The sequence below is a fragment of the Arthrobacter endolithicus genome, assembly GCF_026627425.1.
In the GTDB taxonomy this organism is placed as follows: Bacteria; Actinomycetota; Actinomycetes; order Actinomycetales; family Micrococcaceae; genus Arthrobacter_M.
The window spans coordinates 18513-41648 of the sequence record NZ_JAPNLH010000005.1 but is presented as its reverse complement, the minus strand read 5'-3'; the positions used below and the strand labels follow the sequence as shown (position 1 = coordinate 41648).

At 64.2% G+C, this 23136-nt stretch carries 18 protein-coding genes; 12 read left to right on the top strand and 6 right to left on the bottom strand.

Annotated features, from left to right (window positions below; genetic code table 11):
* Positions 1–95: 95 nt before the first annotated feature.
* Positions 96–716: a maleylpyruvate isomerase N-terminal domain-containing protein gene (locus tag OS914_RS05755; protein ID WP_267545114.1), complete on the top strand. Its 621-nt coding sequence runs from the start codon at positions 96–98 to the stop codon at positions 714–716.
* 161 nt (positions 717–877) lie between these two features.
* Positions 878–1567: a hypothetical protein gene (locus tag OS914_RS05750; protein WP_267545113.1), complete on the top strand. Its 690-nt coding sequence runs from the start codon at positions 878–880 to the stop codon at positions 1565–1567.
* 101 nt (positions 1568–1668) lie between these two features.
* Here OS914_RS05750 and OS914_RS05745 read toward each other — a convergent pair whose 3' ends face one another.
* From OS914_RS05745 to OS914_RS05735, 3 genes are all read right to left on the bottom strand, one after another.
* Positions 1669–2904: a THUMP-like domain-containing protein gene (locus OS914_RS05745; protein WP_267545112.1), complete on the bottom strand. Its 1236-nt coding sequence runs from the start codon at positions 2902–2904 to the stop codon at positions 1669–1671.
* A 64-nt stretch (positions 2905–2968) separates the two neighbouring features.
* Positions 2969–3781, bottom strand: a complete 813-nt coding sequence (locus tag OS914_RS05740; protein ID WP_267545111.1) for an ABC transporter permease — start codon at positions 3779–3781, stop codon at positions 2969–2971.
* The gene (locus tag OS914_RS05735; RefSeq protein WP_267545110.1) at positions 3778–4653 is read right to left on the bottom strand and encodes an ABC transporter ATP-binding protein; all 876 of its coding nucleotides are present in this window, start codon (positions 4651–4653) and stop codon (positions 3778–3780) included. The genes OS914_RS05740 and OS914_RS05735 overlap by 4 nt, the downstream gene beginning before the upstream one ends.
* A gap of 253 nt (positions 4654–4906) precedes the next feature.
* Between OS914_RS05735 and groES the strand changes: the two genes are divergently transcribed.
* Positions 4907–5203 carry a co-chaperone GroES gene (groES, locus tag OS914_RS05730; protein ID WP_113719120.1) on the top strand — a complete coding sequence of 99 codons (297 nt, stop codon included), beginning with the start codon at positions 4907–4909 and terminating at the stop codon, positions 5201–5203.
* Positions 5204–5360: 157 nt separating this feature from the next.
* Positions 5361–6971: a chaperonin GroEL gene (gene groL, locus OS914_RS05725; protein ID WP_267545109.1), complete on the top strand. Its 1611-nt coding sequence runs from the start codon at positions 5361–5363 to the stop codon at positions 6969–6971.
* 97 nt (positions 6972–7068) lie between these two features.
* Here the strand turns inward: groL and OS914_RS05720 are convergent, their stop codons facing one another.
* The gene (locus OS914_RS05720) at positions 7069–8055 is read right to left on the bottom strand and encodes a DUF389 domain-containing protein (protein WP_267545108.1); all 987 of its coding nucleotides are present in this window, start codon (positions 8053–8055) and stop codon (positions 7069–7071) included.
* Between the two features lie 95 nt (positions 8056–8150).
* On the opposite strand from OS914_RS05720, the gene OS914_RS05715 reads away from it, so the two are divergent.
* From OS914_RS05715 to OS914_RS05690, 6 genes are all read left to right on the top strand, one after another.
* Complete coding sequence (locus tag OS914_RS05715) at positions 8151–10244, top strand: acyltransferase family protein (RefSeq protein WP_267545107.1); 2094 nt, start codon at positions 8151–8153, stop codon at positions 10242–10244.
* On the top strand, positions 10244–12349 hold the full coding sequence (locus OS914_RS05710) for an acyltransferase family protein (RefSeq protein WP_267545106.1): 2106 nt from the start codon (positions 10244–10246) through the stop codon (positions 12347–12349). Before OS914_RS05715 ends, OS914_RS05710 begins: the two co-directional genes overlap by 1 nt.
* Before the next feature lie 111 nt (positions 12350–12460).
* A complete protein-coding gene (gene guaB / locus OS914_RS05705; RefSeq protein WP_267545105.1) occupies positions 12461–13975 on the top strand; it encodes an IMP dehydrogenase in 1515 nt (504 codons plus the stop codon).
* A gap of 310 nt (positions 13976–14285) precedes the next feature.
* Positions 14286–15410, top strand: coding sequence for a GuaB3 family IMP dehydrogenase-related protein (locus tag OS914_RS05700; protein ID WP_267545104.1), 1125 nt, complete (start codon positions 14286–14288; stop codon positions 15408–15410).
* Positions 15411–15538: 128 nt separating this feature from the next.
* On the top strand, positions 15539–17278 hold the full coding sequence (locus tag OS914_RS05695) for a glycerol-3-phosphate dehydrogenase/oxidase (protein WP_267545103.1): 1740 nt from the start codon (positions 15539–15541) through the stop codon (positions 17276–17278).
* A gap of 84 nt (positions 17279–17362) precedes the next feature.
* A complete protein-coding gene (locus tag OS914_RS05690; RefSeq protein ID WP_267545102.1) occupies positions 17363–17854 on the top strand; it encodes a PTS sugar transporter subunit IIA in 492 nt (163 codons plus the stop codon).
* Between the two features lie 53 nt (positions 17855–17907).
* Here OS914_RS05690 and OS914_RS05685 read toward each other — a convergent pair whose 3' ends face one another.
* Positions 17908–19581 carry an ABC transporter ATP-binding protein gene (locus OS914_RS05685; RefSeq protein ID WP_267545268.1) on the bottom strand — a complete coding sequence of 558 codons (1674 nt, stop codon included), beginning with the start codon at positions 19579–19581 and terminating at the stop codon, positions 17908–17910.
* Between the two features lie 157 nt (positions 19582–19738).
* Complete coding sequence (locus tag OS914_RS05680) at positions 19739–21454, bottom strand: ABC transporter transmembrane domain-containing protein (RefSeq protein ID WP_267545101.1); 1716 nt, start codon at positions 21452–21454, stop codon at positions 19739–19741.
* A gap of 314 nt (positions 21455–21768) precedes the next feature.
* Here OS914_RS05680 and OS914_RS05675 point away from each other — a divergent pair, with 314 nt between their 5' ends.
* Both OS914_RS05675 and OS914_RS05670 read left to right on the top strand, forming a co-directional pair.
* Entirely contained in the window at positions 21769–22662 is an 894-nt protein-coding gene (locus tag OS914_RS05675; RefSeq protein WP_267545100.1) for an SURF1 family protein, read from the top strand.
* Entirely contained in the window at positions 22659–23135 is a 477-nt protein-coding gene (locus OS914_RS05670; protein WP_267545099.1) for a DUF3817 domain-containing protein, read from the top strand. The genes OS914_RS05675 and OS914_RS05670 overlap by 4 nt, the downstream gene beginning before the upstream one ends.
* Position 23136 lies beyond the last annotated feature (1 nt).

The window sequence follows — 23136 nt, the reverse complement described above, 5'->3', positions numbered from 1 at the left end:
AACCTTATGGGCTTTCCGGGACCGGGGCGCACCGATGCAAGAGGTCAATCGCCTTCCAAGGGCGGGCGGCGGCTACGGTCGTGCACTATTAAGTCATGGACCCCTTGGAGCCGGTAACGTCAACGTATCGGAGCGCCGCTTTCTGCTTTGCAGATCTGGTCGCCCGGATTCCCGAAGATGGCTGGGCGAACGCCGGACTTGGGGTGTGGGACCTGCGCGCACTCGTGGGGCATGCCGGCAGAGCGCTGAGCACTGTGACGGCCTACCTGCGCCAGCCCGCCACAAGTGAGGCGGTCACGAGTCCGGAAGGGTATTTCGCACTGGTTGGGCGGGCAACCCAATCTTCCAGCCCGGATGCTGTAGCGGAGCGGGGGCGGCAGGCCGGCCGGCAGCTGGGAGCGGACCCCGCAGCAGCCATTATGGTCCTCGTTGAAGAATCTCTGCATGCCCTGGAGAATTCGGGCGACGCGCTGATTGAAACGATCGCTGGAGGTATGTATCTGCGCAACTATCTACCGACCCGCACGTTCGAACTGGCCGTCCACAGCCTCGATACCGCAGCCGCTGCCAAGGTGGCAGTGACTATGCCGGCGCAGGTGCTGCTGGAGGTTACGGGCCTGGCCGCACGGATTGCCGTAGACCGCGGCGACGGTGTTTCCATTCTCACCGCCCTGACCGGACGCCGGCGACTTCCGGATGGTTTCACGGTCGTGTAGTGGAGGAAGCGCAGAGGGCCCTTCGAAGGTCACGGGACGGTAACGGTTACAGCCCCACCCATCCGCATCACCGACAGCGGCGAAGTACCTCTGACAGGCAAGCAGCTGTGAACAACAGGCCGGTTGCGGAAACCATATCCACAGATTAGGGATTACTTATCATGCGCAAATCAATCTTCACTACCGTCGGCGCCGTTGCAGCATCCGGTGCACTCCTGTTCTCCTTGGCAGCCTGCAGCAGCACCGCGTCTGCGGGTTCCACCACCACCACGGCCGCCTCCTCGAGCTCCTCGGCGATGGCCTCGACGCCTAAGCCGCTGGCCTCCATTCCGGCACTGACGGGGACCACCACCGCAGTGAAGCTCGACGCGTCCTTCGCCAAGGCGCTGGAGACGCTCAAGCTCACCCCGGGCGTCATCGGCACCGCGAAATTGACCGACGGCTCACTGGTCTTCCCGATCACCAGCGGCAAGGTCGACTACTACGATCCCGCGTCGTCGTACCGTCCCTTCGTTCAGGGTCTGATCAACCACGCCGGATCCGGATTCTCCCTGACGGCCGGGGACACCAAGGTTGACCTGACCAACTTCACAATCGACCCGGGCACCTCCAAGCTCTACGGAGATGTCGCCGTCAACGGCACCGTCGCCGTGAAGCAGGCCTACATCTTCAATCTGGACGGCTCAACCCTGATGCCGTTGAAGACCGAGGGTGACACAGCCATCCTGCAGGGGACCAAGGTGGAGATCTCCGATGTTGCCGCCGGCCTGCTGAACAAGACCTTCAAGACGGATGCTGTGAAGGAAGGAATGCTCGTCGGCGTAGCCACCATCACGGTGAACACCAAGTAGCACCAGGCGCCACGCACAACGCATTCCCCGGCCGTCTCAGCAGCAAAACTGAGACGGCCGGGGAATGCGGCGTTTAAGGCTCCGTCCGTCCGGAGCATGCGTCAGAGGGCGAGAGGCAATGCCGGACGGCTGACGGGCTCGACGACGACGGCGACCCGGTCTTCGCCGATCCGCGTCAGCACCAGCGTGGCCTTGTTGGGGCCCTTTCCTGAGCCCGTCAGCAGCTGCCGCCGGAGCTCCTCCGGTGTGACGGACATGCCGCGCTTCTTGATCTCCAGCACACCGATCCGGTTGGCCCGCACCCATGCCTTGAGGGCCTTGACGTTATACGGCTTGACCTCCAGCACCCGGTAAACCGTGGCAAAGGGCGTGTCCAGCAGTTCTGCGGCACAAATATAGGCAATGTGGGGGTCGAGCAGGTGGCCGCCCAGGGACCGCGCCAGATCCGCGACAAGCCCGGCGCGGATGACGGCGCCGTCCGGCTCATAGAGAAAACCCTCAGCCGGGCCGGTCTGAACGTCCTGCCGGGCCGGATCGTAGGGCACCGGGCTGGTCAGTTCGGCGGATCCCCGCGGCCCGATGATCAGCGCGGCGCGGCTCACGGCCGGCCTCGCCAGTGCGTTGAACCACAGCGTCGCTTCGACAACATCGCCGTCGACGGAAACCCACTGCGCCTCGCAGCCGGCGGGGAGGGACTCGTGCGGAATGCCAGGCCCCATTTTTACTCCGACGGCCAGGCCGCGCGCGGCCAGCGTTTCCACGAAGGACAGCGGCGGGGAAAAGGCCTCCGGATCGAACAACCGGGTGGTACCGGATGTGCTGGTGGTCCGGCGCGCCGGGTCAAGCCATACGCCGTCGACGCCGGTCAGGTCCACCGTGGTGGCATCCTCCTGACGAACTGCGGCGGACGGGAAGGGCATCAGATTCAAGGTGGCGCAGGCCGCCGTGGTTTCATCGAGCTCAATGGCGGTGACCTGGATGTCCATGCTGGACAGTGCCAGCGAATCGGCGCCGATCCCGCAGCCCAAATCCGCAACGTGGCTAATGCCGGCACCGGCGAAGCGTTCCGCGTGCCGGGCGGCCACATTGAGTCTGGTGGCCTGTTCCAGCCCGGTTTGCGTGAAGATCATCTGGCGGGCGAATTCGCCAAATTTGGCCTCTGCCTTAGTCCGCAGCCTGGACTGGGTCAGCGCCGCGGAGACCAACTCGGGGGAGTGGCCGGCCTTGCGGAGTGCGGAGTTGAGCGCCAGGGCATCCTTCTCGGAGTACGGACCCAGGGAGTTCAGCAGCTCCCAGCCCTCGGCGGTGAGAAGGGGGGCAATCTGTTCCTGGGCCATGAAGACAAGCCTAGCCGCCCGCCGTCGCCAGCCGCCCGCCGTCGCCCGCCGTCGCGCCCGATGGCTAACTGTCCTTGCGGATCCAGCGGAACGTGAGGCGGCACAGGATCAGGCCCACCACCAGCCACAGCCCCATGACCAGCGCCACGGACCCCAGGTTCCAGGCACCGCCGGGCTCTATCGCTTCAAAGGATTCAGGCAGGAACACGCTTCGCATGCCCTGCGCCATCCACTTCAGCGGAAAGACGGCGGCCACGTTCTGCAGCCACCCGGGAAGCTGCGCGAAGTTCAGGTACACGCCGGAGATGAACTGCAGCAGCAGCACAATGGGGATCACTACGGCCGTCGCGGACTTCCCCGTGCGCGGGAGCGCGGACAGGGCAATGCCCAAAACACAGCTGGTGATCACGCCAAAGAGGAACACCCAGGCAAACGTCAGCCATTTGCCCGGTTCCGTGGGCAGCGCGACATTGAAGGCGAACCGTGCGACCAGCAGCAACAGTGCTACCTGCAGGACCGAGCTCACCAGCACCATGCCGATCTTGCCCATGAAGTAGGAAAACACGGGCAGCGGAGTACCGCCCAGACGCTTGAGCGTGCCGTCGCCCTTTTCACCCGCAATGTCTACACCAAGGTTCTGTACGCCGCTGAGCAGCATGCCGGCGGCTACCATGCCGGGGACGTAAAACGCGGCAAAGGAGATGCCGCCGCTGCCGTCCGGGGCCGAGCCAATGTTGCCGCTGGTGCTGAAGGCAACGGCAAAGATGGACAGCATCACGATCGGGAATAGGAAGGTGAAGAACACCGAATCACCCTGGCGGAAATACACCCTCAACTCGTAGCCAATCCGCGAGGCGCCCAAAGTCACAGTATTCATATCGTCTCCTCGACCGCGGCAGCAGCAGGGTTGCCCACCAGATCCAGGTAAATGTCCTCCAGCGAAGGCCGGGTGATTTGCAGGCCGTCCACCTCTCCACCGGCCTGGGCATACAGCAGCGCCGCGAGGGCGGCCGGCTCGCTGGTCCGCTGCGCATGCTCGACGCCGTCCCGTTGCCATCGCACCAGCGGAACCTTGGCTGCGGCCCCGCCTATTTGGTCAATGGTGCCTATGTCCACCAGCCTGCCACCGACGATCACACCGGCACGGTCGGCCAGCGTTGCGGCCTCGTCAAGGTAGTGGGTGGTGAGCAAAATGGTGGTGCCCTCGTTCTTGAGCTGGTTGATCAGGGCCCAAAACTGCCGGCGGGCCGCCGGGTCGAAGCCCGTGGTGGGCTCGTCTAAAAACAGCAGCCTGGGCCGGCCGATGATGCCCAGGGCGACGTCCACACGGCGGCGCTGACCACCGGAAAGCCTGCTGATCCGGGTCTTCGCCTTATCCGTCAGTCCCACGGCATCGAGGACGTCGCTGACCTTGCGGGGGTTGGGGTAGTACCCGGCAAAGTGGGTGAGCTGTTCGTGCACGCTCACGTTGCCGCTTTCCCCGCTGGACTGCAGCACGATCCCCAGCTGGGCCTTCCAATCCAGGCCGCCGTGCTGCGGGTCGACGCCGAGCACCGTGACGTCCCCGCCGCTGCGGTTCCGGTAGCCCTCCAGAATTTCAATGGTGGTGCTTTTTCCGGCACCGTTGGGGCCGAGCAGGGCAAACGTTTCGCCGTCGTGGATCTCAAAACTGATGCCGTCCACGGCGAGGGCCGCGCCGTAGGACTTTGTCAGCCCCCGGACCTGCACCGCAGGCACATCGATTGTCATGGCTCCAAGCTTGCACCCACGTGGGGCAGTCGGCAATTCCGCCGGACGGATGCCTTTGAACTGGCACTCGCCTTGACCGAGTGCCAGCCCAAACCATAGAGTCTGAGTTAGCACTCTCACCCGTAGGGTGCTAATTGAAAATGAGAGCGCCCACGGTTTTGCCACCGGCACCGCGACGACGGTCGGCAATACCAACAGTGACGCACGCATTGCAATAATCCGCAGATTTTACTCATGTGAAGGAGAGGTCCGAGTGTCGGTCTCTATTAAGCCTCTTGAGGATCGTATTGTCGTCCGCCAGCTGGAAGCGGAGCAGACCACTGCTTCGGGTCTGGTTATCCCGGACACCGCCAAGGAAAAGCCCCAGGAAGGCGAAGTTGTTGCAGTCGGCCCCGGCCGCGTTGATGACAACGGCAACCGCGTTCCGATCGATGTTGCCGTCGGCGACGTCGTCATCTACTCCAAGTACGGTGGAACCGAAGTCAAGACCGGCGGCGAAGAACTCCTGGTTCTCTCCGCCCGCGACGTTCTCGCCATTGTTGTGAAGTAACTCGTAGTCAAAATAACTCTGTTGTGAAGCAGTCGGTTAGCTGACCAACAGCTCACTGGCTTCTACGAAGCACAATTCGCTTTGACGGATCCCCGCACCGCCGCTCCCTACTGGAGTCAAGGGTGCGGGGTTTTCGCCTTGAAAGGACACAAATTTTATGGCAAAGCAGCTTGCATTCAACGATGCTGCCCGCCGTTCCCTGGAAGCCGGCATCGATAAGCTGGCGAACACCGTCAAGGTGACTCTGGGGCCGCGTGGCCGCAATGTTGTGCTGGATAAGAAGTGGGGTGCCCCCACCATCACCAATGACGGCGTCACGATCGCCCGCGAGGTGGAGCTGGAGGACCCGTACGAGAACCTTGGCGCACAGCTGGCTAAGGAAGTTGCCACCAAGACCAACGACGTAGCCGGCGACGGAACGACGACGGCGACGGTACTGGCCCAGGCTCTGGTCAAGGAGGGCCTGCGCAACGTTGCCGCGGGAGCCGCTCCCGGAGATCTCAAGCGCGGCATCGAGGTCTCGGTGGACGCGATTGCCCAGCGCCTGCTGGAGAACGCCCGCGAGGTCCAAGGCGGCCAGGTGGCCGAAGTTGCCGCCATCTCCGCGCAGAGCCCGGAGATTGGCGCACTGCTCGCCGAGGCCTTCGACAAGGTCGGCAAGGATGGTGTCATCACCATTGAGGAATCTTCCACCACGGCAACCGAGCTGGTACTCACCGAGGGCATGCAGTTCGACAAGGGCTACCTGTCCCCGTACTTCGTCACCGACGTCGAACGCCAGGAAGCCATTCTTGAGGACGCCCTCATCCTGATCCATCAGGGCAAGATCTCCTCGCTGCAGGATTTCCTGCCGTTGCTGGAGAAGGCTCTGCAGGCGGCCAAGCCGCTGTTCATCATTGCCGAGGACGTCGACGGCGAAGCCCTGTCCACGCTGATCGTGAACAAGATCCGCGGCACCTTGAACGTGGTTGCGGTCAAGGCCCCGGGCTTCGGTGACCGCCGCAAGGCCATGCTGCAGGACATCGCGACGCTGACCGGCGCACAGGTGATCTCCCCGGAAATTGGTCTGTCCCTGGAGCAGATCGGTCTCGACGAGCTCGGCACCGCGCGCCGCATTACCGTCACCAAGGACACCACCACCATTGTGGACGGTGCCGGCACGACGGAAGATGTTGCGGACCGTGTTAAGCAGCTGCGCGCTGAACTGGAGCGCACCGACTCGGATTGGGACAAGGAAAAGCTGCAGGAGCGGCTGGCTAAGCTGGCCGGCGGCATCGGCGTCATCAAGGTCGGCGCGGCCACCGAAGTTGAGCTCAAGGAGAAGAAGCACCGCATCGAAGATGCTGTTTCCGCCACCCGGGCCGCTCTCGAAGAGGGCATCGTGGCCGGCGGTGGCTCGGCTCTGGTCCAGGCGGCCAAGGCTCTGGACGAGGATCCGAAGGTGGCAGCCCTGGACGGGGACGCCGCAACAGCCGTCGGACTGGTTCGCCGCGCCATCGCTCAGCCACTGCGCTGGATTGCCCAGAACGCCGGGCATGACGGCTACGTGGTTGTCAACAAAGTGGGCGAACTCGAGGATGGCTTCGGCTTCAATGCCGCAACCGGCGAGTACGGCAACCTGATCGAAGCCGGCATTATTGACCCGGTCAAGGTTACCCGTTCGGCGCTGCGTAACGCTGCGTCCATCGCCGCTCTGGTGCTGACCACGGAGGCGTTGGTCACGGAGAAGCCGGCCGAGGACGACGACGAAGCAGGTCACCAGCACTAAGAAATCCAGCTCCCGGCGTTTGCGGGAGCGTTGACAGGACTACCCCGCAGGGACTTTCTGCGGGGTAGTTCCGTTTTCGGTGGCCGGTTTCGACGCCTCAGCGTCCGCGGTAGCGGCGGGCGGCGGCGCGGCGCCGGCGGGCAGCCGGCGTGGCTTGTCCCGGGTGCCCCTTGGACGTGACCAGGTGGTAAAACACCAATACGGCGACAGCGGAGATGATGATGCCGGCGAGGTTCAGAACCAGTTGCAACGCCGAACCGGCGGCCTTTACCGGTTCCCCCAGCGCCAGGGCGACGGCGACATAGCCGGCGGCCGGGACTGTGGTCACTGAAATGAAGACGCCCACTAGGACAGCGGACTTTTGCCCTATCAGGGACAGCATCCCGGCGGCTCCGGCCAGCATGGCTACGATCAGCGAGTACGGCCCCGGGTGGTAAATGAAGTCCGTGGCTGGGCTGCCGTGCTGCAGGAAGGTCCGATCCAACAAGCCCAGCGGGACGGACAGCCAAGCCGCAAACGCCGTGACGACCATTGCGACCGGGAAGCCGACGCCTAGTGCAATTGCCGATCTCTTGGCCAGCACCCAGCGGCGGTTCACTAGTCCCAGGGCGATGCCCGCAAGTGGGCCAAATTCCGGTCCAACGACCATCGCGCCGACAATAGCGATCGTGGAATTGGTCACAATGCCTATACCGGCCAATTGCAGGGCTATTACCAGGAAGGCCAGAAAGCTCCAGCTCAATTTGGAATCCTCACCCGTGTGGGCTTCCACCTCGTCCCAGATGATCGCGTCGGCGCCTTCACCCGGGGTAGCACGTTCGGCCTCATTTACTTTGTCCGCAAGAACCAAGGCAGGTTCGCTGACGCTGACGGAACCAACTTTGGCGACGTCCATCCCCTCAAGGCTCTCCAGCAGCTTATCGACGGATTCACGCACGCACAGAATCTCCACCACGTCCCCGGCCGGGAGGACGGATGCGTGGTCAAAGACAACGACACCGGCGGTGCCGGGCATACTTTCAGCGGCCTCCACGACCCTCGTCGTTAAACGCGACGGAACCACGGCTCGGATCAGCAGTGTCATGTACGCTCCCTGTGCTTCTCGTTGCCCGATTAATTCAAGATTACATTCCGGTAACATGGTAGGGACTTTTGGCAAGTGTTAGGTGATTAGCAAGCGTGACAAGCAGTATTTTGGCAAAGCCTGCCGGACGGCGCTCCACGGCGGGACGGCGCGGTGACTGGGGACCCCGAAACCGGAAATTCCTGCCGGAGGTCCAGGGCCTGCGTTCCTTGGCCGTGCTCATGGTGGTGGTCTATCACGTGTGGCTTGGCCGGGTGTCCGGCGGAGTGGACATTTTCCTGCTGGTATCCGCTTTTTTGATGACGCGCCAGTTTGTCGGAAAAGTGGAGCGTGGGGCACCGCTGGACTTGCTTAAACACTGGCTGCACCTGTTCAAGCGGCTGCTGCCCGCCGTCGTCGTCGTTCTGCTGGCGGTGCTCGCGGCGACCTACCTGTGGTTGCCGCAGACGCGGTGGAAAGAGATTTTTTCCGAAATCTGGGCATCAATGCTCTATTTCGAAAACTGGGCGCTGGCGTCCAATTCGGTGGATTACTATGCCGCTGACCACAGTGTGGCCAGCCCGCTGCAGCATTTCTGGTCGTTGTCCATCCAGGGTCAGGTCTTTATTCTGTGGCCGCTGATTTTTGCCGCCGCAGCGCTGCTGGCCAAGGTATTCCGGCTACGGTACCGCGTCCTGCTCACCTACGTCTTCGGTTTAGTCTTCCTGGCGTCCCTGGTTTTTTCGATCCAGGAGACCGGCAGTAACCAGGCTGTCGCATATTTTGATACCCGCACCCGGCTCTGGGAATTCGCGTTGGGATCACTCCTGGCTTTGGCGCTGCCCTATCTGAATTTTCCGCGGATTCTGCGGGTACTCTTGGGCTGGATTGGCATTGTCGCCATGATCAGTTGCGGCATCGTTCTCGAAGTTGACCAGCAATTTCCCGGCTATATTGCGCTGTGGCCCACCGTTGCCGCCGCCCTGATCATCATTGCCGGTAAGACCGAGAGTCCGATCGGCGCGGACCGGCTCCTCAGTTCCCGGCCGCTGGTCTTCATGGGCGGGAATTCCTATGCGCTGTATCTGTGGCACTGGCCGCTGCTGGTCATCTACCTCGGTGTTTCTGGCCAGGAGAAGGCCGGCTGGTTCTCGGGCACCGTGGTGATAGTGAGCGCCATTGTGCTGTCCATCCTCACTACGCGTTTCGTGGAAAAGCCGATCCGGGACTGGAAGTGGGCCGAATCCAGCAAGCTGCGCGCCGGCGTGGTCATGGCAGTATCACTGGCCTTGGTTGCGGTTCCGCTCGGTGGCCTGCAACTTCATCTTGATAAGGTCAGCATGAAGGCGGGCGCCGGTTCCACCCCGGAAAACCCGGGCGCGGCGGCCCTGTTTGCCGGCTACTCGCCCGCAGCCAGCGCGAAGACAGCGCCGCTGGTTCCGGCGCTGACGGACATTGCGGACCAGTGGCCCGTCTGGGACGGTGGCTGCACCGTCATCGACAAATCCGATGAGTCCCGGACGCGCTGCGACAATGGCAACGACGCTAACCCGGCAAAGACCATCGCGGTGGTCGGCAGCTCGCATGCGCTGATGTGGAGCACGCCGCTGCTGGAGATGGCGAAGAAAAACAACTGGCGGGTGGTCGCTTTTACTGGCGGATTCTGTCCTGTCACCGACGGAACCGATGCGGATATTTCCCCCGGCTGTGCCGATTACGTGCGTGGTGCGCTCGACTCGGCGCTGGAGCTTAGACCCGATGCTGTGGTCACCACCAGTACCCGGGCCGCGCATAGTTTGAGCACCAGCGAGTACCTGGACCCATCCTGGGCGGGGATTATCTCCAAGGTCACCGCCGCCGGTATTCCCGTTGTTGCCATCCGGGACACGCCCCGCTTCGACCAGACCCCGCTGGGATCCGGACCGGATTGTGTGGCGAAGAACCTCAAGGACTATTCCATCTGCGCCACAGCGAAGGACCAAAGTTTCTCCGCGGTTTCCCCCACGGATGCGCTTCAGGAGGGCCTGCCGGGTGTGAGTTTCCTGGATTTCACCCCCTATTTCTGCCCGGAGGACAGCTGCCCGGCCGTGATCGGCAATGTGCTGGTTTACAAGGACAGTAATCATGTCACCAGGACCTATCTGTCGACTCTCACGCCAGTGGTGGAGCAGGCCTTCATCGCGGCCACCGGCTGGGAGGAGGGAAAGTAATGGTGCCCGCCCAACAGAAGGTGCCTACGCAACAGAAGGCGTCCACGCAACAGAAGAAGGGCTTTCGCCCGGAGGTACAGGGCCTGCGGGCGCTGGCCGTGCTGATGGTAGTGACCTACCACATTTGGCTGGGCCGGGTCTCCGGTGGGGTGGATGTCTTCTTGCTCATTTCCGCCTTCCTGATGACGCTGCAATTCACCCGCAAGGTAGAGCGCGGAGCGCCTCTGCGGCTGATCCGGCACTGGCTGCACCTCTTCAAGCGGCTGCTGCCTGCCGCCGTCATCGTTCTGCTTGCGGTGCTGATCGGCACGTGGGCCTTCCTGCCGCCGCGGCGCTGGCCGGACATCCTGCAGCAGGCCTGGGCCTCGCTGCTGTACTTCCAGAATTGGGTACTGGCGGACAATGCGGTGGACTACTACGCCATTGACCATTCCGGTGCCAGTCCGCTGCAGCACTTCTGGTCGTTGTCCATCCAGGGGCAGGTCTTTATCCTGTGGCCGCTGATCTTCGCTGCGGCCGCCCTGCTGCTGCGGGTCATCAGGGGCATCGGGCGCCAGTCCACTCTGCAGACAAGGCTGCCGCAGCTCGGAAGCTGGCTGACCTACCGTTCTGTGCTGGCTGTGATCTTCTCTGTGATCTTCGCCTTCTCGCTGTCCTTCTCCGTCCGTCATACCGCCGAAAACCAGGCTTACACCTACTTTGACACCAGGGCCAGGCTCTGGGAATTCGCGCTCGGCTCGCTGCTGGCCCTGGCGCTGCCGTACGTGAAATTTCCCCGCGCCGTCCGGGTGCTGCTGGGCTGGATCGGCATCGCGGCCATGATCAGCTGCGGCCTCGTTCTCACCGTCGACCAGCAGTTTCCCGGGTACATTGCGCTCTGGCCGACGGTATCCGCGGCATTCATTATCATCGCCGGGCAGACCGGCAGCAGGCTGGGTGTGGACCGGATTCTCTCGGCCAAGCCGCTGGTCGCCATGGGTAACGTCTCCTATGCGCTGTATCTGTGGCATTGGCCGCTGTTGGTCCTTGTGCTGGTGGTGATCGACCGGCCGGCGGTCAATGTGTGGCAGGGCGTGGCCATCGTCGCTGCGTCCATTGCGCTGGCGTTCCTGACCACGAAATTCGTCGAAACGCCGCTGCGCCGCTGGAAGTGGCCGGAGCACCACGTCTGGCGCGCCGCCGCAGTTCTGGTTGCCTGCGGCGCGCTGCTGGCTGCTCCGGCGGCGCTGTGGCAGAACAACATAAATGCCTATGACGCGGCGGTGGCGGCCCAGCCCGCGGCGGATAACCCCGGCGCGGCGGCGCTGGAACCGGGATTTGCCGGGATACCCTCGCCCAGCGCCAAGGCCATCCCCGCGCCAGCGCAATTGAAAAATGAATTCGCCACCATCGACGGCGACTGCACCGGCCGGCTGGCCCCGGCCGCACCGCTGCTGGCGCAGATCTGCCACGCCAACAAACCGGTGGGAACACCGGCCAAAACCATCGTGGTGCTGGGGGACTCCCATTCCCAGCAGTGGCTGCCGGACTGGGACGCCCTGGCCGCGGCGCACAACTGGCAGATCGTCATGATGATCAAGGACGGGTGCCGGTACGGGGCGGATTCGGCCACCCGCGCGGAGGACTGCAACGAATTCAATGCTCAGGACCGCGACTATGTGATGGCTCTGCATCCGGATGCTGTCTTTACCGTGGCGTCCCTGACGCTGGAGGACAGCCCCTACGAGACGGAGGTTCCCGGCTATTTGGACGGGATCCGGGGTTTCTCGGAGTCCGGGATCCAGGTGGTGGGGATCAGGGACAACCCGCGGTTCACTATCAACATGGCGGACTGTGCGGCTAAGAAGGGGGCCACCGCGCCGGCGTGCAATCCACCGCTGTCCGAAAGCCTGGCCGCCAGTTCCCCGCTGGATGATCTGCAGGGAAAGCTGCCGGGCCTGTTCCTGATGGATATGAGCGATTACATTTGTGCCAACGGCGTCTGCCCGGCCGTGGTAGGGAACGTGTATGTCTACAAGGATGACAACCACCTGACCAAGACGTATACGCAATCCATGGCGCCGATGTTTGAGCAGCGGCTGCTCGCCGTCACCGGGTGGGGGTAGGCCGCTGACCGGTGCGGAACCGGCGCTGGCATCCGGCCCAGAATAGGGCTGGGCCGGCTTTCGTTTTAGAATGGATAGACCCCCACCTTGCGCCACCGCTGAGGAGCCCTCATGACCCAGCCCGAAATCCACGACCCCTTTGCCTTCATTGGTCTGACGTACGATGATGTGCTGCTGCTGCCCGGCCATACGGATGTGATTCCCTCCGAGGCGGACACCAGCTCACGATTGTCCCGGCGCATTCGCGTCAACACCCCGCTGCTCTCTGCGGCGATGGACACGGTCACGGAGGCCCGGATGGCCGTGGCCATGGCGCGTCAGGGTGGCCTGGGTGTGGTGCACCGCAATCTTTCGGTTGATGATCAGGCCGAGCAAGTGGACCGGGTGAAGCGCAGCGAGTCGGGGATGATCACCAATCCCGTGACCATCGGCCCGCAGGCCTCGCTGCAGGAGCTGGACGATCTATGCCGGCACTACGGCGTTTCGGGCCTGCCCGTCGTCGACGGCGAGGGCAAGCTGCTGGGCATCGTCACCAACCGGGATACGGTCTTCATCCCGGATGCCGAATACTCGCGCCGCCTGGTCCATGAGGTCATGACGAAGATGCCCCTGATCACCGGCCGGGTCGGGATCAGCCGTGAGGACGCCTCCGGTCTGCTGGCCAGGAACAAGATCGAAAAGCTGCCACTGGTGGACGGCGGCGGCAGGCTGCGCGGGCTGATCACCGTCAAGGACTTCACGAAGGCCGAGCAGTACCCGCTGGCCACGAAGGACGACGCCGGCCGGCTGCGTGTCGGCGCCGCGATCGGCTTCTTCGGTGACGGCTGGGAGCGGGCCATGAAGCTTGTCGACGCTGGCGTGGATGCCTTGTTCGTTGATACGGCAAACGGGCACAGCCAGGGCGTGCTGGAGATGATCGCACGACTGAAGGCCGAGCCCGCCGCGGCGCACGTAGACATCATCGGCGGCCAGGCGGCAACGCGCGAGGGTGCCCAGGCGCTCATCGATGCGGGCGCGGACGGCATTAAAGTGGGTGTGGGGCCGGGCTCCATCTGCACTACCCGGGTGGTGGCTGGCGTCGGTGTTCCGCAGATCACGGCCATCTACGAGTCGGCCAAGGCGGCCATTCCTGCCGGCGTGCCCCTGATTGCCGACGGCGGCCTGCAGTATTCGGGCGACATCGGCAAGGCGCTGGTAGCCGGTGCGGATACGGTGATGCTGGGGTCCCTCCTGGCAGGCACCGAAGAGGCCCCGGGGGAGCTGATTTTCGTCAATGGGAAACAGTTTAAGACGTATCGCGGCATGGGCTCGCTCGGGGCAATGCAGACCCGCGGCAAGAGCACGTCCTATTCCAAGGACCGCTACTTCCAGGCCGATGTTTCCGGTGACGACAAACTCATCCCGGAAGGCATCGAGGGCCGGGTAGCCTATCGCGGACCGTTATCTTCGGTGGCCTACCAATTGGTTGGCGGCTTACGCCAGACCATGTTCTACACGGGTGCGCGTACCGTCCCGGAGCTGAAGGCGAAGGGAAAATTCGTCCGCATCACCGCCGCCGGGCTGAAGGAATCCCACCCGCACGACATTCAAATGACGGTGGAAGCGCCCAACTACGGCTCGAAATAGTCCCCGGCCGCTCCCACACCTCGTTCCTCGGTGCGGGGCCCTCGCGGCCGTGGGCCCACCCAGCCGCTCCCACACCTCGTTCCTCGGTGCGGGGCCCTCGCGGCCGTGGGCCCACCCGGCCGCTCCCACACCTCGTTCCTCGGTGCGGGGCCCTCGCGGTCGTGGGCCCACCCAGCCGCTCCCTCGCTCCCACACCTCCCCGTTTCGGCAACAGCGCACCACGTATAGACATCGGCACCTGCTCCGCGTTGGTGCCGATGTCTATTCCTGGTGCGCGGGGCAGGATGCGCACCTGCGCTAACCTTGAGCAGTGACTTACGAGATTGAGATTGGCCGCGGCAAGCGTGGGCGCAGCGCCTACTCCCTGGATGACATCGCGATAATTCCGTCCCGGCGGACCCGAGACCCGAAAGATGTCTCGGTGAAATGGCAGATTGATGCCTACCAGTTTGAAACGCCGGTCATCGGTGCTCCAATGGATTCGGTGATGTCGCCGGCAACAGCCATTGCCCTGGGACGCTTGGGGGGCCTGGGCGTCCTTGACCTGGAGGGTCTGTGGACACGGTATGAAGATCCGCAGCTAGTGCTCGACGAGATCGCTGAGCTGGAATCCACCGCCACGAATCCGGCGGCCACCCGGCGCCTGCAGGAGCTCTACGTTGCCCCGGTCCGGCCTGAACTGATTACCTCCCGCCTGGCCGAGATCCGCGCGGCAGGCGTGACGGTGGCCGGGGCGCTGACGCCGCAGCGCACGCAGGAATTTTACGAAACAGTGGTGGCCGCGGGCGTAGATATCTTCGTCATCCGGGGAACAACGGTCTCCGCCGAGCACGTCTCCAAGACCGCGGCGCCGCTGAACCTCAAGCAATTCATTTACGAACTCGATGTTCCCGTTATTGTGGGCGGCGCGGCCGGCTACACTCCCGCGCTGCACCTGATGCGAACAGGCGCGGCCGGCGTCCTGGTGGGGTTTGGCGGCGGCGCATCCACTACCACGCGCCGCGCCCTAGGCATCCGGGCACCAATGGCCAGTGCCATCTCCGACGTTGCCAGCGCGCGCCGGGACTATATGGATGAGTCCGGCGGCCGGTACGTGCACGTCATTGCCGACGGCGGCATGGGCTCGAGCGGCGACATCGTCAAGGCGATTGCGATGGGCGCGGACGCCGTGATGCTCGGCGCGGCATTGGCCCGCGCGGATGAGGCACCGGGACAGGGCTGGCATTGGGGCGCCGAGGCGCACCACCCGGAACTGCCGCGCGGGGACAGGGTCCGCCTGGACAGCGTCGGGCCCTTGAACGAGGTGCTGTTCGGGCCGGCGCACCAGGCCAACGGCACGGCGAACCTGATCGGGGCGCTGCGCCGTTCGATGGCCACCACCGGGTATTCGGATCTAAAGGAATTCCAGCGCGTCGAGGTCGTGGTCTCGCCCTAAGGACCGAGGCCAAGGCAACCGCGCCGAAGGAGCGCACCGCGTCCCGGGCGCATCACCTGCACTGCCTTTCCGGCGCTCCAAGACGTAGGGTGAAAGCACCAGCTTTCTTGCGTCTTCAGGAGGTCCGCATGTCTGTTTCAGCACGTCCCACCGGTGAGCTTGGTCCGCAGGCACGCGAGGCCGCGCTGGCGGAGCTCAGGGCAACCTCCGATCCCGGCGCTGAACTGGACATTTTGGTGGTCGGTGGTGGCGTCGTCGGCGTCGGTTCCGCCCTCGATGCGGTGACCAGGGGACTGAAGGTCGGCATCGTGGAGGCCAACGACTGGGCCGCGGGAACGTCGTCGCGCTCCTCCAAGTTGATCCACGGCGGCCTGCGGTACCTGCCGATGCTGGAATTCGCACTGGTCACCGAGGCACTGAAGGAACGCGGGCTGCTGCTGCAGCGCATTGCCCCGCATCTGGCCCGTCCGGTTCCCTTCCTGTATCCGTTGACCAAAAGGTTCATCGAACGCCCCTACGTCGGGGCAGGCATCCTGCTCTACGACACTCTGGGCCTGACATCCGGTAACAGCCGGGGCGTGCCGATGCATAAGCATTTGAGCAAGAAGGCCACCCTGCGGGCGGCTCCCAGCCTTAAAGACGATGCGATGATCGGCTCCATCCGCTACTACGACGGCCAGGTGGACGACGCACGCTATGTGGCTAATATGATCCGTACCGCCGCGAGCTACGGAGCACACGCGGTCAACCAGGTCAGCGTGGTGGACTTCCTCCGTGAGGGTGAGCGCGTGGTGGGGGCGAGGGTCCGGAATAACCAGGACGGCAGCGAGTTCGATATCCGCGCCAAGCAGGTCGTGAACGCCACGGGCGTCTGGACGGATGACACCCAGGGAATGGTGACCGACCGCGGGCAGTTGAAGGTCCGCGCGTCCAAGGGCATCCATCTGGTGGTGCCGCGGGACCGGTTCCAGTCCACAGTGGGGCTGATCCTGCAGACCGAGAAATCCGTGCTCTTCGTGATCCCTTGGGGGCGGCACTGGATTATCGGCACTACCGACACCGACTGGCAGTTGGATAAAGCCCATCCGGCTGCCTCCGCCCGGGACATCGATTATCTGCTCGAGCACGTCAACAAGGTGCTCAAGCGGCCGCTGACCCGGGAAGATGTGGAGGGCGTGTATGCAGGGCTGCGCCCGTTGCTGGCGGGGGAGAGTGATTCCACCGCGAAACTTTCTCGTGAACACGTGGTCTCACACCCGGTTCCCGGCATGGTGGTGGTAGCCGGAGGTAAATGGACTACCTACCGGGTGATGGCCAAGGATGCGGTGGATGAAGCAACCCGCACGCTGGATGAAAAGGTCCCGGCCAGCGTTACGGCCACCATTCCCCTGCTCGGTGCGGAGGGGTTCAAGGCTGCCTGGAACCGGCGCAACCGAACGGCGGAGGAAACGGGCGTGCACGTCGCACGGGTGGAGCATCTGCTCAACCGCTACGGCTCAATGGCGGCGGACGTCCTAAAACTGATAGCCGACGACGCCGGGCTTGGCCAGGCGCTTCCTGGTGCCGACGATTATCTTCAGGCCGAGGTGGTGTACGCGACCACGCACGAGGGTGCGCTGCATGTGACGGATGTCTTGACGCGGCGGACCCGGATCTCCATCGAATCGTGGGATCGGGGCGTGGCGGCGGCCCCGGTTGTCGCTAAACTGATGAGTGGAATCCTGGACTGGAGCGGCGAACAGCAGGAGAACGAAATCAAAAACTATGTGGCGCGCGTGAAAGCTGAGCGTCTGAGCCAGCAGCAGCCCGACGATGCGTCCGCGGACGCGGCCCGGCTGAGTGTGGAGACTGGCACACGGCAGCCGTAACGCAGCGCAAGTGCACGCAGTGCATGCAGACGCGGTGCACACAGTGCATGCAGACGCGGTGAACAAAGTGCCCGAGAGGCAGATATGACAGAGGGCTCGCTGGAACGATACGACGCAGTACTGACGACGCCAGAGCTCGTCCTCCTGGAAATGGAGGCAGATTCCAAGGAGGACGCTGCGGCGCAGCTGGCGGAACGGATGTTCCAAGCCGGACGGATCAGCGATCTGGCGGGTTTCCTGGCCCAGGTCAATGCCCACGAGCACCAGCTGGCCACCGGATTGCCTGGGGGCATCGGCATGCCGCACGCGCGCAGCGAATTTGTGACCAAGACATCGATTGCTGTGGGTGTCACCCGGCACGGCTACAGCCTGGACTTTGGTGCTGTGGACGGGCGGGCCACGGTGGTGCTGCTGATCGCCACACCGGCCAGTTCCTTTTCCGAACATCTTGAGGTGCTGGCCACCTTGGCGCGCTCGCTGTTCAAGGAGAACTTCCGCGAGTCGCTGCGCCGGGCCCATGACGCAGAGGTCATCGCCGAACTGATCAATTCAACCCTGGTGTTCTTCGACCACTGATCACCAGCGGCACTGCGCCCCTGAGCACTTGCGCTCCGCGGCCCGGCCTTCTCCTATTGCGTGTGCCAGGAATTCCACAGCGACGCGTAGGATCCGTCCAGCGCCAGCAGTTCCTCATGCGGCCCTAGTTCTATGATCCTGCCGCCCTCCACCACAGCCACCCGGTCCGCGTCATGGGCAGTGTGCAGACGATGCGCAATGGCCACCACTGTGCGCCCCTTCAGGACGGCGCTGAGCGATCGTTCCAGGTCCCGGGCCGCCTGCGGATCGATCAGCGAGGTGGCCTCATCCAGCACCAAGGTTTGGGGGTCGGCCAGAATCAGCCGGGCCAGTGCGAGCTCCTGCGCCTGGGCAGGCGACAGCGAATACGCCCCGGATCCGACCTCTGTCTCCAGCCCCTCCGGGAGGTCGCGCGCCCAACTCAGCGCGCCGACGTCGTCCAGCGCCCGTTCAATCTCGGTGCCGTCGGCGTCCGCTTTGCCCAGCCGCACATTGTCCGCCACGCTGCCCACAAAGACGTGGTGCTCCTGGGTGACCAGAGCCACCTGGCGGCGCAGTTCTTCCAGCGGCAGATCGACCAGCGGAACGCCGCCCACCTGCACCGATCCGCCGGTGGGCGGATGAATACCGGCAATCAGCCGGCCAAGCGTTGACTTTCCGGCCCCCGAGGGCCCCACCACGGCGAGTCGTTCGCCGCGCACCAGGCGCAGATCCACGCCGTGCAGCACATCGTGCCCCGGCCGGTACGCGTAGCGCGCGGCCTGAACGTGGATATCCTGACCCTTCGGAAGCACGCCGGAAGCCGTCCGGTCCGCGGGAACATTGCGGATTCCGGTGATGCGTGCCAGCGACGAGGCGCCGACCTGGAGTTCGTCCAGCCACATGATCAAGGTGTTGACCGGGTCGATGAGCTGGAGGGCATACAGGGCGACGGCGGCAACGATGCCCGGGGTCACCTCGCCTTCGGTGGCCAGCCAGCCGCCCCACAGCAGGACCACCGCCACGGGGAGGTAAAAGGCGAATTCCGTGGCGGGAAACAGGACACTGCGCAGCGAGAGCGTATAGCGTTCGGCCCGGAAACTGCCCAGCAGTGCATTGTCAATGGACCGCCGGCGCAGTGCGCCCAGGCTCAGTGCATCCACCGTGCGGGCACCCTCAATGGTCTCCGTGATGGAGCCATTGACCACGGAATAGCTTTCCCGTTCCGTCAGGTACCCGGCGGCCGAGCGCTTGAGGTACCAGCGCGTTACCGGAATCATCAGCGGAGCGCCCGCCAGCAGCGCAATCGCCGTGACAGGGGAGACCGCGACGGCGGCCGCCACCGTCAGCGCCACGGTAATGGCGGAAACCAGGATTTGCGGAACCGCAAACCGGACGGCGAAGGAGACCGCCTCCACATCATTAGTGGTGCGCGAAACGAGGTCCCCGGTGCCGGCCTTTTCCACCGTGGACAGCGGAAGGGCCGTCACCTGGTCCATGAACTCCTCGCGCAGCTGCGCGAAGACCCTTTCCCCGGCGATCATGGACGCTGTCATCGCAAACCGCTGCAGGAGGGCCTGCAGCAGCACAAATCCGGCCATCACCAGGCTGAGCCTGCTGACATAGCCAACAGTGGTCCCCGCGGCAACGCCGTCGACAATCAGTTTCAGCAAGACGGGGCCCGCCAGGCCGGCGACGGCGGCCAGCACGAACAGCGCCACCACCTTGATCAGTGCAGCGCGGTGCATCGAAAGCAGCCGCCGCGTTTCCGCCCGGACCTGCGGAGAATCGGACACCGGGAGCTGGCCGTTCTGCACCGCGTCAGGGCCGGCTCCGGTGCGGGTTTCAGCTGCAGCTCCGGGCGAGTCCGGGGAGGTGGAGATATTGAGTTGTTCGGCCTCGGTGTCACTCACCGCGGATCACCACGTCCCGGTAGTCGGAGTTTTCCAGCAGTTCGCGGTGCGTGCCCGCCGCCGCTAAGATTCCGTCGTGCAGGAACACCACGTGGTCCATGGCGCCGAGCATCAGCGGGCTGGCCGTCACCACGACGGTGGTGCGTCCGTCGCCGCGGGCCGCCGCCAGCCGGGCGGCGATCCGCGCCTCGGTATGGGCGTCGACGGCGCTCGTGGGCTCCACCAGGAGCAGCGTCTCCGCCTCGGTCAAGAGCGCCCGGGCCAGCGCCAGACGCTGGCGCTGGCCGCCGGAAAAGGACCGTCCACGTTCGGTGACCTTGTAGTCCAGTCCTTCCTCCACACCCGCCAGGATGTCCAGCGCACTGGCGGCTTCGAGCGCGGCCAGCACGTCGTCGTCGTCGTGCGTCTGCTGCGGATCCAGCCCCTCGCGTAAGGTGCCGGTAAACAACTGCGGATCCGCCTCACTGAAGACGATCCGCCGGCGCACCTGTCCCAGCGCCACGCGGTGCAGCGCCGTCTGACCCCACAGCACAGGCGTCGTACTGAGGGCATCATCATCGAAGCGGCCCAATCGCTCGGCCAGGGCCGCGGAATCGGCCGGATTCCCGGAGACGACGGCGGTCAGCCGGCATGGTGCAATCTCCACCGATGACGCGGTGTCGTAGAAGGAGGCGGCCGCCTGCGGTGCGGGCTCCGGATCCGCCGGCGTCCGCACCGCCGATTCGGTGCCCAGAACGTTGATGATCTTGCGTGCGCCGACCACGGCGCGGATGGCGGAGGAAACGGCCTGCGCCACGGAACGGACCGGCGTCACCAGGAAAACGGCGAAACCATACAACGAGACCAATTGCCCCGGTGAGATCTGGCCCGTGACGGCCAGCGAGGCACCCAGCCAAGTGAAGAGCACGGCAAAACCGCCGGTGACCAGCAACTGGGTGGCTTCCAGGGTGGCCAGCGAGCGGGCCACATCGTTGCCGGTCTGCCGGGTTGCCTGCGACCGTTTCTTGTAGCGGCCCACGAAGATGTGTTCCCCGCCGATCCCGCGCAGTACGCGCAGCCCCGCCACGGTGTCCGCACCCACGGCGGTCATTTTGCCGGACTCCTCACGCTGTGCCCGCTGCCGGCTCTGCAGCGGTCGGATGATGAACAGCAGCATGGCGCAGCATGCCGGCACTCCCACCAGCACGGTGATCCCCAGGGTCAAGGACACCTGTGCCACGAGGACGGTGACCACGACGTAGGACAAAGCCGATCCGGTGAGCCTTGCGAAGGTGTCGTAGATCTGCCCGATCCGGGTGGCGTCCGAGGCGGCGGTGGAGACCACCTCTCCGGTGGAGAATTTCCGCGGCAGGGCATCCCCGCTGTAGGTGATCTTGTGGCCCACCAATTGGATGGACCGGAACGCCGCCTGCAGCCAGTTGCTGACCGAGATCCGGTGCCGGAGGACGGCGAAGACGGACTGGACCACGGCCAGCAGCAGCAGCACTCCCGTCCAGGCCAGGAGCGCAGCAAAGTCCCGACCGAGAATGCCCTGGTCCAAGGCCTTGCCCAAAACCAGGGGAACCAGCGCCTGGCTGAGCATCCAGACGGAGCCGAAGACCATTCCGGCCGCCAGCGAGGCCCCTTGCTGGCGGGCCAGCCACCACAAGTAACGAAGCGGAGAGCGCACATCCGGGCCAGTCGACACGGGGTAAGGGAATGTACGCACAAAGATCCAGCCTAGGCCGGGTTTCACGCCGGGCACGGGGACCGTAAATTTCGTGATCAAATCGTGACCTTACTCACCTCTTCGGCAGACCGGGCCGAGCGTATCCCAAGAATTCCCGGGGAACTTTACGATCTGCGCAGCGTCCGGACCTTAGAGCGCGCATCATCCATCCCGCGCGCATTGAGCGGTCAACGTTGCGCAAATTGATGTTGCGCAGATTGATCCGATTGCAGTCCGCGCAGGCTCCTTGGCCGCCCGTGGCGTGCAGGGGCGGGCATTGGGACTTCTACAGGCGGAAGAAGTACCTTTAAGGGGTGTTGAAAACCGCCCTGAAACCCCGCTGGATCGCCGCGCTCATCCTCGCGCTCGCCGTATCCGGGGTTTTTGTTCTGCTTAGTCAGTGGCAGTTTTCCCGTTCCACCGAGCGCACCGACGCTCCGCCGGTCGTGCTTGAAAGCACCAAGCCCCTGCTGTCCGTGCTGGAGCCGGGCGTGCCGATGCATGCCGCCGCCGCCGACCAGCTGGTCACGGCGCAAGGTCACTTTGATGCGTCACGGCAGGTCGTGGTGCAAAACCGGCTGCAGGACGGCACTACCGGCTACTGGGTCGTGACCGCGTTCATCGTTGACGGCGCCCCGGTCCTCAAGGGTGCCGGTGCGTCGGCCGAAACCGTGATTCCGGTGGCCCGCGGCTGGCTCAAGGCTCCCGGAGAAGCCAAGACGCCGCCGTCGGGCCCTATCATTTTGGCCGGGCGGCTCATCCCGTCCGAAGCGCCGGACCCTAAGGCCAACGTCCCCGCCGGGCAGGTGGCTGCCCTGTCCACCGCGCAACTCATCAATGTCTGGCAGGTCAGCAGCTACCCGGGCTTCGTCATTTCCAATAGCGAGCTTGCGGCCGGACACGAAGTGGGGGCGCAGGCAGTGGCCGGTGATCTCAAGGCCATCACCGTGACCGCCCAGCCGGATGCCTCGCCGATTAATTGGCTCAACATTTTCTACGCCGTCGAGTGGGTCGTTTTCGCTGGTTTCGCGGTGTTCCTGTGGTGGCGGCTGGTCTCGGATGCCTACCGTCGCACGCTGGAGCCCGAGGACGACGACGATTACGACGACGCCGGCGAGGATCACGGTGGCGACCATGCCGGCGAGGAAAACAGCATCTTAGACGAAGGCGGAACTTCCATCCAACAATCCAGTGAGGTACATCAGTGAGCGCTCCATCCAAGGCACCCAAACGCCGTTTCGGCGGGACAGCCGCGCAGATCCGGTCCGCCCTCGGGCTGTATAAAGCGTTGGCCTACCTCACCGGTTCGATGTTGCTCCTGCTGACCACCGAACTGGTGGTGCGCTACGGGTTCCACTCGGTGCTCATGGCCGGTGGAACCGATGCAGCAACGGGAGCCAGCCACGGCTTCGGCTTCGCCGCGGTGCAGGACAACGGCTTCAGCGTGATCGGCGGCTTCAACATCTCCACCGCCGTGCTGATTGTGCACGGCTGGATGTACGTGGTTTACCTCATCGCGGACTTCAGGCTCTGGTCCCTGATGCGCTGGCCGTTCGGCAAGTTCATCCTGATCGCCTTAGGTGGCGTCATTCCGTTCCTGTCATTCTTCCTGGAGGGCAGGATCCATAAGCAGGTCGAGGCGGAGCTGGCCGCATTCCCGACGGCTTCCAAGCGGTACTGAC